The sequence below is a fragment of the Cupriavidus sp. MPR-AND1C genome (assembly GCF_058809705.1).
Window position 1 is genome coordinate 1 of record NZ_JBXASU010000059.1, and the last position, 12917, is coordinate 12917.

The 12917-nt window shown below is 61.4% G+C and carries 13 protein-coding genes; 9 read left to right on the forward strand and 4 right to left on the reverse strand.

Features of this window, described 5'->3' with window-relative positions; genetic code table 11:
* Positions 1–134 precede the first annotated feature (134 nt).
* Entirely contained in the window at positions 135–1481 is a 1347-nt protein-coding gene (locus tag AC1RWI_RS25950) for an MFS transporter (RefSeq protein ID WP_492869694.1), read from the forward strand.
* A 473-nt stretch (positions 1482–1954) separates the two neighbouring features.
* Here AC1RWI_RS25950 and AC1RWI_RS25955 read toward each other — a convergent pair whose 3' ends face one another.
* On the reverse strand, positions 1955–2218 hold the full coding sequence (locus AC1RWI_RS25955) for a hypothetical protein (RefSeq protein ID WP_236702019.1): 264 nt from the start codon (positions 2216–2218) through the stop codon (positions 1955–1957).
* Between the two features lie 140 nt (positions 2219–2358).
* On the opposite strand from AC1RWI_RS25955, the gene AC1RWI_RS25960 reads away from it, so the two are divergent.
* The gene (locus tag AC1RWI_RS25960) at positions 2359–2610 is read left to right on the forward strand and encodes a hypothetical protein (protein WP_492869696.1); all 252 of its coding nucleotides are present in this window, start codon (positions 2359–2361) and stop codon (positions 2608–2610) included.
* 140 nt (positions 2611–2750) lie between these two features.
* On the opposite strand, the gene AC1RWI_RS25965 is transcribed toward AC1RWI_RS25960, so the two are convergent.
* Together AC1RWI_RS25965 and AC1RWI_RS25970 are read right to left on the reverse strand one after the other, a co-directional pair.
* Entirely contained in the window at positions 2751–3134 is a 384-nt protein-coding gene (locus tag AC1RWI_RS25965; RefSeq protein WP_492869698.1) for a nuclear transport factor 2 family protein, read from the reverse strand.
* A gap of 722 nt (positions 3135–3856) precedes the next feature.
* Positions 3857–4702, reverse strand: a complete 846-nt coding sequence (locus tag AC1RWI_RS25970; protein ID WP_052494580.1) for a LysR family transcriptional regulator — start codon at positions 4700–4702, stop codon at positions 3857–3859.
* 163 nt (positions 4703–4865) lie between these two features.
* Here AC1RWI_RS25970 and AC1RWI_RS25975 point away from each other — a divergent pair, with 163 nt between their 5' ends.
* Complete coding sequence (locus tag AC1RWI_RS25975; protein ID WP_043346330.1) at positions 4866–5159, forward strand: DUF4148 domain-containing protein; 294 nt, start codon at positions 4866–4868, stop codon at positions 5157–5159.
* Between the two features lie 299 nt (positions 5160–5458).
* Here the strand turns inward: AC1RWI_RS25975 and AC1RWI_RS25980 are convergent, their stop codons facing one another.
* The gene (locus tag AC1RWI_RS25980) at positions 5459–6667 is read right to left on the reverse strand and encodes an alpha/beta hydrolase family protein (protein WP_043346325.1); all 1209 of its coding nucleotides are present in this window, start codon (positions 6665–6667) and stop codon (positions 5459–5461) included.
* A 277-nt stretch (positions 6668–6944) separates the two neighbouring features.
* Here AC1RWI_RS25980 and AC1RWI_RS25985 point away from each other — a divergent pair, with 277 nt between their 5' ends.
* The 6 genes from AC1RWI_RS25985 (at position 6945) to AC1RWI_RS26010 (ending at position 12860) form a co-directional block, all read left to right on the forward strand.
* On the forward strand, positions 6945–8186 hold the full coding sequence (locus AC1RWI_RS25985; protein WP_492869701.1) for an ABC transporter substrate-binding protein: 1242 nt from the start codon (positions 6945–6947) through the stop codon (positions 8184–8186).
* Between the two features lie 21 nt (positions 8187–8207).
* Entirely contained in the window at positions 8208–9068 is an 861-nt protein-coding gene (locus tag AC1RWI_RS25990) for a branched-chain amino acid ABC transporter permease (protein WP_043346322.1), read from the forward strand.
* On the forward strand, positions 9065–9997 hold the full coding sequence (locus tag AC1RWI_RS25995) for a branched-chain amino acid ABC transporter permease (protein WP_043346319.1): 933 nt from the start codon (positions 9065–9067) through the stop codon (positions 9995–9997). Before AC1RWI_RS25990 ends, AC1RWI_RS25995 begins: the two co-directional genes overlap by 4 nt.
* Complete coding sequence (locus AC1RWI_RS26000; RefSeq protein ID WP_492869704.1) at positions 9994–10803, forward strand: ABC transporter ATP-binding protein; 810 nt, start codon at positions 9994–9996, stop codon at positions 10801–10803. Before AC1RWI_RS25995 ends, AC1RWI_RS26000 begins: the two co-directional genes overlap by 4 nt.
* A complete protein-coding gene (locus AC1RWI_RS26005) occupies positions 10793–11539 on the forward strand; it encodes an ABC transporter ATP-binding protein (RefSeq protein ID WP_492869706.1) in 747 nt (248 codons plus the stop codon). The genes AC1RWI_RS26000 and AC1RWI_RS26005 overlap by 11 nt, the downstream gene beginning before the upstream one ends.
* 88 nt (positions 11540–11627) lie before the next feature.
* Complete coding sequence (locus AC1RWI_RS26010; RefSeq protein ID WP_082054868.1) at positions 11628–12860, forward strand: porin; 1233 nt, start codon at positions 11628–11630, stop codon at positions 12858–12860.
* Positions 12861–12917: the final 57 nt, after the last annotated feature.

Here is a 12917-nt window from a genome sequence, read left to right on the forward strand (position 1 = left end):
CTGAGATAATGTCGGCTCACCGGTCCAATTGCCGATGAGCCATTACCTGCCCTCCACACAAAAGAACTGACAGGCCCCATCGCAATATCTTATTCGATACCGCCATCTCAACTTGACAGGGCCTACACAACGCAATGATGAACACAACTGTCCAGGCCTCGCCGCCTCTGCCGCTCCAGGTCGGTTCGGCCGACGCGATCTACCGCAAGATAAGCTGGCGAATCCTTCCTTTGCTGCTAGTCGCCTATATGGTCGCCTTTCTCGACCGCGTCAACATCGGCTATGCGCAGTTGCAGATGAGAGAGACCCTGCCATGGAGCGACGCGGTCTATGGTCTGGGTGCAGGCATCTTCTTCCTCGGCTACCTGCTGTTCGAGGTGCCAAGCAACCTGCTACTGGAAAAGATCGGCGCGCGTAGGACACTGCTGCGTATCATGCTCTGCTGGGGTATCGCCGCCGCAGCGATGATGTACGTCGACACGCCGCCCCAGTTCTATGCCGCGCGGCTCCTGCTCGGCGTGTTCGAGGCCGGCTTCTTTCCTGGCGTTATCCTGTATCTCACCTACTGGTACCCTTCGGCCCGCCGCGGGCAGGTGATCGCGATCTTCATGACGGCGACGACTATTGTCGGCTGCGTCGCCGGGCCGTTGAGCGGCGCCCTCCTGAAGTATATGAACGGGGTTGGCGGCATGCACGGATGGCAGTGGCTGTTCGTGGTACAGGGCCTGCCCGCTTCGGTACTCGGTGTATTGATCTACCTGCTGCTGCAGGACAACCCGAACGATGCGCACTGGTTGACGCAGTCCGAGAAGAACCTACTCCGCCATCACCTCGAGCACAACGAAAATGGCATCGAGGGTAGGGACGAACCCAGCGTCCTGCACGCCTTGCGTGACCCCAAGATCTACATCTTCGCGCTGGTGTACTTCTTGTCGCTCGGCGCGACCTATGCACTCGCATTCTGGGTTCCGACCTTGATCCAGAGCTGGGGCGTCAAGGACGTCATGCTGATCGGCATCTACGCCGCGATCCCGAATGCGGTCGCCGCAGTCGGCATGGTCCTGGTCGCGCGCAGTTCAGACAAGCAACACGAGCGCCGCTGGCACTTCGCGATCAGCGCAGCCATCGCGGCCATCGGCATGTTTGCCACCACCCTGCTGCAGGGAAACCTGGTGGGGTCGATCATCGCGCTGTCTATCGCATCGATCGGCACCGCCTCCCTGACGCCGCTGTTCTTCACGCTTGTCAGCGAGTACCTGTCGGTGACCTCGGCCGCCGGCGGCATCGCGCTGATCAGTAGCCTGGGTAACCTCGGGCCGATGGTGAGTCCGTCGATCACAGGCCTTATCCGGCAGCAGACCGGCAGCGCGACCTACGCCATGTACCTGGTAGTCGCGATGTATGTGGTCGCTGGCGTTCTCCTACTGAGCACCGCGCGTGTGGTGAAGGCGGCGAGGCGGGGCGCTTCCCAGTTGGGGTAATCGAATGGCGGGGACTTCCATTCGATTACCCCGAGGAGGGCAAGCGCCAGGTCGAAGCGCTGGAGCGGCAACTGCAGCGAACCATGGACGCCGCGCTCACCATTCAAGCACTGCGGGAAAAGTCATGACTTCTGTATAAGGAAATGGGCCATGGAGGGGATTCGCTGCGCGCCTCGATCGGTGGTATTGGTTTGCACAATGTTGTTCCCGCTGGTCCGCTGCCAACTGGCCGATCGCTGAGGCCACTACGCTTTCCATGGGAGCTGTCAAAGGATGCCCATTGGGGGCGGGAACAAAATTGCTGCAAAAACCGGAAACAAGAATGTGCAAACCAACGGTTGCGAGTACTCCATATTCTCCAAGCCGGCCGACATGTCTGACATAACATCCGGTGCCGCGACAATTGAAAGTTGAATCTGGGGTGGACATTTGATTCGCCTATTCTTTGTCGGGCGCAAAGCACCCGATGGCCATCAGCCGTCCATCGACGAGCGGCCGGCGGGAACAGGAGCAAAGTCGAAATGGGCGGCGGCATACACGGCATTGCATGCCCAGACTTCTTCGCCGTCCCTATAGAAGGTGACCCATTTGCCGTCGCTGACGCAGTGGGCGCCAGGGAAAACCTCATCATGGCCGTTGGGACCGTCCAGCGGAAAGGGCGCGTGGGGCGTGGCCCAATAGTGGCCGTTCGGCAACGCCGATGGCGTCTTTCGGGACATACTCTTCAGGACAGCCATGTGCTATCGCTCAACATGGTGTCCAACCCCGCCGCGAAAAAACGGATTGTGTCAATCCTGCAACGGCATGGCACCGACCCGAGACATCCTCGTGTAGTCTCACTGCCAAATCTCCTTCTGCCATACCGTGCAATTCCGCCATGGCGCAATACCTCCGAATTGCCGCCCGAGCCTTCCGCCTCGGCGCCATCATCGTGATCATCGCCGTTGTCTCCCGGCAAGTTTACCTGCGCGTCGGCTCTCAGGCTGGCATTGCCGCCGCGGAAGAGGATCCCGCCGCAACGATGTTGAGCCGGTGCGAGGCGATGCACAGTCGCCTGCAGAATCGGCAAGTTTCCGAAGACGCTGCGCAGGGTGCCGAGGAGCCGCGCGCCCGTTGTATGGCGTCCTGAGCGCGCAGCGAAGCTGACCAACCAGCGCCTCACGCGCCATCCCCGACGTGACGGATGCAATGGCGGCCATTCGCCGAACTCGAAGGTCAGCTGGCGGTCTCCAGCGAGCGGCGACCGCCGGCACGTTACCGGCACCTTGCTTACACAAAGCGTCTAGCCGTATCGTAGCAACCGCGCCAGCGGGTGATTTTACCGTCATGAACGGTGAACACATGGATCCATTCGGTTTCGACCAGTTTTCCTTCCGGCCGGGATACGAATCGTTCGAAGCCTAGCACGGTCACCTGTTCGCCGGCCTCGATGAACTCGCGTGGCTCGAAGCTTTGCATGTCGTCCGCCTGTGCCACCTCAGCGAAGAACCGCGCCACCGCTTCCTTGTTATTACGCTGGCCGGCGTAGGGGATGGCGGGCGGCCCCAATAGCTTCCAGTCCACCTTCTCGGCAATGAGATCAAGAATGGCTGGGACATCGCCTCGCCCGAAAGCGGCGTAGGCGGCCTTGACAACGGAAAGTGAGTTGGCCATGTGTGCTCCAGAGTTGGAAGCGCGGATTTCCGCGCAAGCGATTCCAACTTAGTGCCAAATCTGCGCGTCTTCAACCGGCTCCGTGCGGGACGGTTTGATACCTTTGCCGGGCTGGCGAATGGCTCGCCAGATGCGAAGTACGCCTTCGTATAGGCGTGTACGCCCGCATCCGCCAGCACCGCCTCCGGCGCCAACCAACGATACGCCCCGTGCTGGAGCTAGGGCAACTGCGCCGCGTCCACCGGCCCAGGTAGACAGCGGGGCAGCGCGGCGCTACAGGGGGAGCTGGACGCAGATCGCCAGGCCCGCGCGGCCGCCCAGGCGCGCCAGGAGGAGGGCTTCCGTCAAGTGGACGCGCTTGAGCGGCAGTTGCAGGAGTTGCGTACCCAATTCTCGGCGGAGCTGGAGCGTACCCGCAAGTTGGTGGCCGTCGCGCAGGAGCGCGCCAGCGCTACCGAGCGCCGCGCGCAGTGCGCTGCGGGAGATTGGAGCCGATTGGTCCCGATGTAGTGCGCGTGCATCCGGACCCACCTGCACTCTGGCCTTGCCCCTACTCGTCAGCTTGTAGCGGCCATTGCTCCACTTCCGCCTATCGTGAAGCCGTTACCTTCTCATCGCCGCCCCTCTACTCGGCAGACACGTTTTGTATTTAAACGGGTCGATAGCTAGCCAGCCTGGCCGTGCGGGAAAGCCCCGTCAAGCTGGCCAGAATCTCACGACGGTCACCCGGCATGCACCAACTGTGTGAATGCGGCTTCCACGAATCGCTCCACTTTGGCCGATACGTATTTCCGGGTCGGATAGGCAACCCACACATCCACTGCAGGAAGCGTTTCGTTTTGCAATACCTTGACCAGACGCCCAGCTGAAAGATCATCGGTGACTAGGAACGTCGGAACAATGACAATCCCCGCGTCTTCAAGTGCTAGCAGACGCAGCATTGCGCTGTTGCCCGTGATATTTACGCGCCGGGATTCCAGTTTGGGCAGCTCGCCTGCGAAGCGCCGAAGGCAGAAGATGCGGTGGCCTTTTAGTTCTGCGAACGTGGAGGGTGCCTGCAGGCTGCCAAGATAAGCCGGCGTGCAGCAGGCGACGAAATGGCTGAGGCTCGCCCGGCGAGCCACTACGTCATCGCTATTTAGCATGCTATCGACCACGATCGCCACGTCGAAGCCCTCTTCGATCATATCGATCTGCCTGTCCACAAGAGAGACATCCAGTTTCACTTCGGGGTGGCGCCGGGCATACTCGGCCAGCACAGGCGCCAGCAAAGTTAGAGCAAGCGAGGACGGTATCGCGACGCGAAGCAGGCCTCTCGGATTGACATGTTCCTGCCCCGCGAATGCATCGGCCTCGTCGATGGCGGCCAGAATCTCCCCGCAGCGCCGGGCGTATTCGATGCCGATTGCGGTTGGCAGCACGCTTCTGGTGCTCCGCTGTAGCAGGCGCGCCCGCAACTGCGACTCCAGTCGGGCCACGGCGCGCGTGACCATCGGCTTTGAGACTGCCATGACGCGCGAAGCGGCAGCGAAAGAGCCGCTCTCGACGACTTGAAGGAAAACGCGCATTGTGAATAGCCTGTCCACCGTGCCTTCTCATTGGAATGTTTCACCGCTTGCAACACTGCGTGAACCGCCTGGAGCCTTTTCGCGGCCCACGCCCGCGGCTATGCTTGAACTCGTAAACCCGGTTTCCACGGATACCCGTAGTTCGTAGTAGAGGAGTTCGAGAATGAAGCGCAGCTTGATGATGTTCGTTTTTTTTGCGGCGGTGTCTGTTGGTCTGGAGGCCATGGCAGCCGATCGCACGGTGGCACAGCCGATGTCTCCGGCGTGCGCGCAATCGCAAGTCACCCGGGAGCAAGTCAAGCGTGAGCTTGCCGAAGCCGTGGCGCATGGCCGCCTCGTCACCGAAAACAATTACCCGGAGATCTTTATGCAAGCTGGAACGTGTAGCCGTGTGCAGGGTACGGCCGGCTCTTCAGTCAGTGCGCAGCCGGGAGGGATCGGTGCTTGCGGCCGCTGACTACACGCGCGCTGAATGAGAGCGCCTGGCTACCAGGGTTGGCGTCGTAGGAGGTAGTCCAAGCCTTTCCTTTGGCGCCTGCCCGCACCGGCCACGAGCCTCGGATCGACGCTGTCGTCCCGAGGCCGCCGCCGTCTTGAACCCCTGGTCAGCCAATCCTCATACTTCTCATCCATGCCGCTCTGCACATCGTAGTGCGGCATGGGGGCGAGCGTGTGGACGGTGGCGTCGCGCCAGTCAATCAACCGGCCGTACATCCGGATCCTGCCTTCCCGGTCATGCAGCGGCATCGGATGCGCTTACGGATTCCACCATCCCGGATCGCCATTGCCCTCAAGATATTCGCCTTGCTTGGTGATGAAGGTACGCGATTCATGGTCCGGTAAAAACGCGCCCTCAACGGCGAGGCCCAGCCAGTCGAGCGAGGCCGTCAGCCACTCGTCCGATTGCGGCCCGATCGGGTGGAATTCGTACTGGTAAATCCAGAGCTCCTTTGGCCCGCGCAGCTTGTTGTAGACATCGATGGTGGAGTCCAGTGTCGTCAGTTCGTCGTTCTCGCCGGTGACGATGAGATAGGGCACGCTGACGCGCGGCGCGATATCGTCCAGTGCCATCGTTTTCGAGAGCGCCTGGATTTCGTCGGTGTCGGTGATGCCTGTCATGAACATCAGGTTCGACATGAAGCTCGGCTGCGCTTGATTGAGCAACACGAATTTGTCGCCCAAGTTCGACATGTTTGCAGCGATGGCACGGATACGAGGCTCGACCGCGGCGGCCCGCGTCGCCCACCACGACCCCATGCTGGAGCCCATGATCATGATGCGCTCCGGATCGATGGCGGGATGTGCCGATAGCCAGTCGATCACGGCGGTGATTGCGCGGTCATAGTTGTCGAGTGTCATCTTCAGACCCTTGGTCAGGCTCTCTCCCTGACCCGGTCCGTCGAGTGCAAAGGCGGCCCACCCACGCGGCAGGATGCGCTGCTCCATCAGCTTGTGCCAGTCTTCCTTAAACATGTCCATGCCGGGCAGCATGATCACGCAGGGCAGGCGCTGCGCGCCGGGCGGGTGCTCCAGGATGCCGTGGAGATGCTTGCCTTCGAATGGCAGCATCACGCGCTCGATGGGGTGGTCGGAGAATTCGATGACCTTCTCGAAGGTTGCTACCAGCTTGTCCAGATAGCGCATGCGACGCGGATCGTCGCCGATGATGGAATAGTGCGTGCGCGCATAGAGCAACGTCGCACGTTCATAAAGGCGCTTTGCCGTGCGGATGAAGCCGCGCTCCTCCCAATGACGGGCGCGCTGCTCTATCTCCCTGGCTGCGGCGCTCCAGGCCGAGGGGAGCATCGAACCCGCCTTGACCGGGTTGAACACTCGCTTCAGATCGGTCGAGTCGTAGCCGATCTGCTCGAAGATCGCACCTGCATCCGGATGCAGCACATCCAGGCCACCCACGGCCAGGAAGGCGTCGAGCACCCACCTCTGGCCCTTACGCGTCATATCCATCTTTTCCTCTCCTCTCTTTCTCTTGGTTTGCCGATATGCACTGTCTGCAATATAGCAGCGTGATCTGAGATCACGCAATGCTTTATTAGCAAACCAGCGAGCGCCACCGTTGCGAGGTTTTTTTCCAAAAAAACCGCATTAAAAAGGCTATTAATGCACTTTTTGCACTTGGAGGCGTAAACCCCAATTGAGATCAGTGATCACAAGAACGATATTTGCATTAGCCGCAAGCCAGGGAGCTTGAGAGCCGAACAATTGATACGGAGAACTACCCCCCATGCTGTCGCGAACACTATTGCCGTTGTTTATCGCGGGTGCCGCCTGCCTTACACCGTCTCCTGCCAAGGCAGCCGATCCGGCACCACTGCGCGTCGGTCTGATGACCGTCAAGACAGGTGTCGCTGCCGGTATCGGCAGTCAAATGCAGGAAGGATTCGAATACTTGCTGAGCGAGAGGGGGGGCCGCCTCGCCGGGCGGCCGATTCAACTCATCGTGGCGGATACGGCGGCGTCTCCAGCCACCGCGAAGGCAAAGTTTCTGCAGCTGACCGAGCGCGATCATGTGGACGTGGTGGTGGGCCCGCTGGCGGCGTTCGAGGCTGTCGCGATCCGGGACGACGTGGTCCGGGCCCGCGTGCCGGTGATCCTCAGTTCAGCGGCTGCGGAGGACCTGACGCAACGGAAGGCCGATCCCTGGATGGTGCGCAGCTCCAGCTCGTCCGCGCAGGCGATGCATCCATTCGGGGACTATGCCGCGCGCGTCCTCAAGTACAAGCGCATCGCCGTGGTCGCGGAAGACCTCGCGTTCTCCCATGAGGCCGTCGCCGGATTCCAGCGCACATTTGAAGAGGCCGGAGGAAGGATCACTCAGCGGCTCTGGGCACCATTCAATTCGAGTGATTTCGCCACCGTTATTGCGCAGATCAAGCCCGACGTTGACGCCGTGTTCATCAACTTCTCGGGGGCCAATGCCACGCGCTTCCTCAAGCAGTACAACGAGTATGGCCTCAAGCAGAAGCTTCCCTTGCTCGCCGGAATGAACACGGTCGACGAGTCCCTGCTGGACAGCCTGGGCAACGAAGCGCTCGGCATTACCTCCGCAGGCTGGTATAGCGCGGCCATCGACACGGCGGATAACGCGCGATACGTTGCCGGCTTCCGCAAGCGCTACAAGAGCACACCGGGCTTCTATGCGACGGGCGGCTACAGCGCCGCGTTGCTACTCGAACAAGCGCTACAGGCAACGGGTGGCATGCCAGCCGACGGAAAGGCGCTGGCCGATGCACTGCACGCAGTGAAGATCGATCGATCGCCGCGCGGACCGCTGAAACTGGATCGCTTCGGCAACCCGGTTGTGACCGTGTACGTGCGCAAGGTAACAAGAGTCAACGACAGGCTCGTCAATTCGGTCGTGATGAGTTATCCGGATGTCAGCCAGTTCTGGACCTACGAGCCGAAGACCTTCCTCGCCAGCCCGGTTTATTCAAGGGAGTTTCCCCCCGCACGGAACCTCGAGTAAGCCGGCGCACTGGAGCTCACCATGTCCTTGCTTCTTACGCAAACGCTCAACGGCCTGACCTTCGCTTCCCTGCTGTTCCTGATGGCGTCCGGCTTCACACTGATCTTTGGCCTGATGCGTGTGCCGAACATGGCCCACGGCGCGCTCTTCATGTTGGGCGCCTATCTGGCGGTCACGCTGCTTGGTGCCGATCTGCCGTTCGCCGTTGCCGCTTTGTTGGCGGCGGTGTTGGTTGGTGTCCTGGGCGTATTTGTAGAACGCGTCATCCTCGCGCGCATTGCTGGCAATGAACTGGCGCAGGTGCTGGCAACCCTAGGCATCGCCTTCGTGATTGCCGACGCTTGCCGCGCGGCATGGGGAGGCATGCCGCTGGAGGTCGCATCTCCCGAATGGCTGAGTGGCACCACCACGTTCGCGGGTACCGTCTTTCCTTTGTACCGCCTGTTCGTCGTGGGCGTGGCGGTTGCGATCGCCATTGCGCTCGATCGGTCCTTGTCACGTACCACGCTCGGCGCAAGGCTGCGCGCCGCAGTTGACGATCGCGTCATGGCGCGTGCCGTCGGCATTCCAGTTGACCGTTTGTTTGTCGCCACGTTCTTTGCGGGCGCGGCCCTCGTTGGGCTGGCCGGCGTAATCGGCGCACCGATTCTCTCGGTCTTTCCCGGGCTCGACATGGAAGTGCTGCCGCTGGTGCTAATCGTCGTCGTGCTGGGCGGGACCGGCAGCATCCCGGGCGCATTCCTAGGCAGTGTATTGACAGGCTTTGTCTACAGCTTTGGCCAGACCCTGCTGCCCGAGCTGTCCTATGTACTGCTCTTCGTACCGATGATTGCAGTGCTGGCCTTGCGTCCACAGGGTCTCTGCGGAAGGAAACCATCATGAATCGTGCTTTCGGCATTGCTGCAGCGCTCGCGCTGCTCTCGTTTCCGGTGTTTTGCGCTTCACCGTTCTATCTTGACCTGATGGTCCAGGTCATGATCGCGGCGCTGATCGCCAGCAGTCTCAACATCCTGCTCGGTATCGGCGGATTGCTGTCCTTCGCGCAGACGGCGCTGGCGGGCAGTGCGGGCTATTTCGTTGCGATCGGGTGTCTGCAGGCGGGGTTGTCTCCCTGGTTAGCGGCGGCGTTGGCGATCGCAGGGACGGTGGCCGCCTCGGTCGGTGTCGGCATGCTGGCGTTGCGAACCACCGGGCTCAATATCGGCATGATCACCCTTGCGCTGGCCCAGGTGCTTTGGGGCGTGGCGTTGCACTGGGGACGCATTACGGGTGGAGAGAACGGCCTGAGCGGCATTGTGCGCCCGAGCATTCCCTTTGTTGTCACCGCGGATCCCGTCATTTGGTTCGAGCTGGTCGCACTTTGCTTCATCGCGCTGATCGTAGCGCTGCAGCGCTTCATGCGCTCACCGCTTGGCGTCTGCCTGGCCGCGACCAACTCGCAACCGCGGCGCATGGCCGCGCTCGGCTACGACGTCTGGCGCATCCGCATCTCGGTCTTCGCCATCGCTGGCTTTGTCACCTCCGTTGCCGGCGTGCTCTTCGTCTTTCACCAGCAGTTCATCAGCCCGCATGCGCTCTCCCTGGGCGAAACAGCCGAGACCCTGCTAATGGTGATTGTCGGCGGCCCGGCGACGCTGTTCGGACCCCTAGTCGGTGCAGCGATCGTCGTGACCTTCCGCGTAATCGTCAGCAGCTACTTCGAGTACTGGCCGATGCTGCTCGGCCTGCTACTAGTAGCCGTCGTGGTCTTTCTTCCCCAAGGGATCGTGCCTGGTCTTACCGCGGCATTGAAGAAGAGAGGTTCCCAATGAATGCAGTCGAGATATTGCCACTGCCCGCATTTGCGGCAGCGTCGCCGGCCCCGGCCGATGCGCGGATTAGGCGCCCCGCGATCAAGGCACTTGGCATCGGGATTGCGTTTGGTGCCCTCAAGGTGGTCGACGGGATCGATCTATGCGTGTACGAGGGCGAGCGCCGGTTGCTGTTGGGCCCCAATGGCGCGGGCAAGACCACGCTGCTGAACTTGATCGCGGGCGATTTGCGTGCCACTTGCGGGACCTTGCACCTGTTCGACGCCGACGTGACGACGGAGCCGACCCAGCGGCGCGCTCGCAGGGGGCTGGCCCGCACCTACCAGATCATCACGCTTTTCCGCGAAAGCAGTCTCTTGCACAACGTGCAGATCTCGCTGGCGGCGGCTGCGCAGTCGCGCTGGAGCGCGTGGAGGCCATTCGGCAATCCAACGCTCGCACGGCACGCACGCGAGGTGCTCGAACGCGTGGAACTCGATAGGAAGGCTGATGCGTTGGTAGATTCGTGCTCCTACGGTGAGATGCGCCGACTCGAGATCGCGCTCGCTCTGGCCCAGAACCCGCGCATCCTCCTGCTAGACGAGCCGCTTGCCGGCTTGTCCGGCGCGGAGCGTTCCCGGGTCGGCGAGTTGCTTGCCGCTTTACCCCGCGATCTGACCATCATCATGATCGAGCACGACATGGATATCGCGCTCGCATACGCAGACACCATCACCGTATTGCAGAGCGGCCGCGTGGCGGTCGACGGCAACAAGCGGGAGGTCTTGTCCGATCCGCGTACCCAGGAGATCTATCTTGGACACTAATACAACCCGCGCGCTCGAACTGCTGCATCTCACCTCCGGATACGACGGCAGCGAGATCCTTCAGGACGTGTCGTTCTCGCTGCCGCCGGCCAGCGTCTTGGCGCTACTGGGCCGGAACGGCGCCGGGAAGACAACCTGCATCAACACCATCGTCGGGATCACTCGTGCGATGCGTGGACAGATCCGCTTGTTCGGCAAGCCGGTCACGTCGTTGCCCGTCGATGGCGTGATTCGCAGCGGCATAGCAGTGGTGCCGCAAGGCCGGCGGTTGTTCTCCCTGCTCTCAGTAAAAGAGAACTTGCTCGTGGCGCAGCCCGCCCAGCCCCCGCACGCGGGGCCACGCTGGTCGCTCGACCAGATCGTTGCAATGTTCCCCAGGCTTGGCGAGCGCTTCAGTCAACGCGCGGGCACCCTTTCCGGTGGTGAGCAGCAGATGCTTGCCATCGGCCGCGCGCTGATGGCAAGCCCGCGCGTGCTGCTGTTGGATGAACCGTCCGAAGGGCTCTCTCCACAGATGGTCGCGGAAGTGGCTCACATCATTGCACGGCTGCGCGAGGCTGGTCTCGCGATCTTGTTGGTCGAGCAGAACAGCCGGCTCGCGCTCTCCGTGGCGCAGAACGCGGTCGTGCTCTCCAGCGGCCGGATTGTATTCAGTGGGCCGGCCACGGAGCTAGCGGCTAATGGGGACTTGATGGCGAGCCACCTTGGGGTGCGCGCAAGCGAGCCTGCCGACTAGTCAGGAGATGTCCCGGCTGCAATAGAAGAAAGCAAACCAAAGCTCTGCAGGCCCTTGTTTTTCAAACTGAGACGTTCTGGAGGAAACAATGAAGAAGGAATCGGAGACCCCACGCAGCAGGCTTCACGGGTTGGCGGCAGCCGGCTCTGCATGGCTGCTGCTGCGTAACACCATCTTGTCCGGCGGCGTTGCCGCGCTTGGCTTGTGCGTGTCAGGCGCCGCTGGCGCACAGTCCAGCGTGACCTTGTACGGTGTCATGGACGTCGGCCTTAACTATCGTTCGGTGGCGGGCGCGGATCCAGCCACTGGCAAAGCCGCCGGCTCGCTGGCCCTGGCGTCCGGCAATGAACTGACGAGCCGATGGGGCCTCCTCGGCCTCGAAGACATCGGCGGTGGGTACAAAGTCACGTTCAAGGTCGAAAGCGGCTTTAGCGCCGACACGGGGGCTGGCAATTTCTCCGTGCCGTTTCCCAACGACACGAACTCGCTTTTCGACCGTGGAGCCATCGTCGGACTGATCGGACCCTGGGGCTCGGTGCGCCTCGGGCGCAACTGGTCGCCGTTCTTCGATGGCATCTCAGCGGGCGATGCCACCGGCTACATGAATTTCGGATCGCTCGCAAACGCGACCTTCCAGAACGCCTCGAACCTGAATCCGTCTCTTGGCCTGGCGGGCGTGGCGTCGGGCGCAAACAGCGCAGCTAACGGCGGTTTGCTGTACACATGGGTGAACAAGTCAATAAAGTACATGCTGCCTGACAACTTCTACGGCTTCAGCGGTGGCTTGCTGTACTCCTTGGGCGGTACTCCCGGCAGTTTCTCCAACAAGTCCACGATGTCGGCCAACCTGAACTGGACCAATGGGGCGCTGGGCATAGCATCGGGCTATTTCGATGCGAAGGACCCAACCGGGCAGACGAATAATCCCTGGTTGCGCGCCTACACCATCGGTACGACATATACGGCCGGCCCGCTCAAGGCTGGCATCAATTTTGTTAAGTTTCGTAATCCCACCACGGGTGCGAACCAGAACTTCTACTATGTCGGCGCGGCGTATCAAGCATCGCCCGCGTGGCGTTTCACGGCGGACTGGCTGCACTTGCAGGATCTGCAAAACAGTTCCGCCGGGGCAAACCTGTACAAGGTTGGGGCGGGATACGCATTATCCAAGCGTACCATGCTATATACCGATGTCGCGTTCTCGGATAACAAGCCGAAGGGCATGCTGGGTGCGGGCAGTAATACCAGTATCCTGACGAGTCCCGCAACGATCGGGCGCAATCAGTGGGCGGTTGGATCGGGAATTCGTACCGTGTTCTAGCCGCTGGCCAGCCGGGACCCTGAGTGTGTGGGGGGACCTGATGGTGCTAAAGCGCAG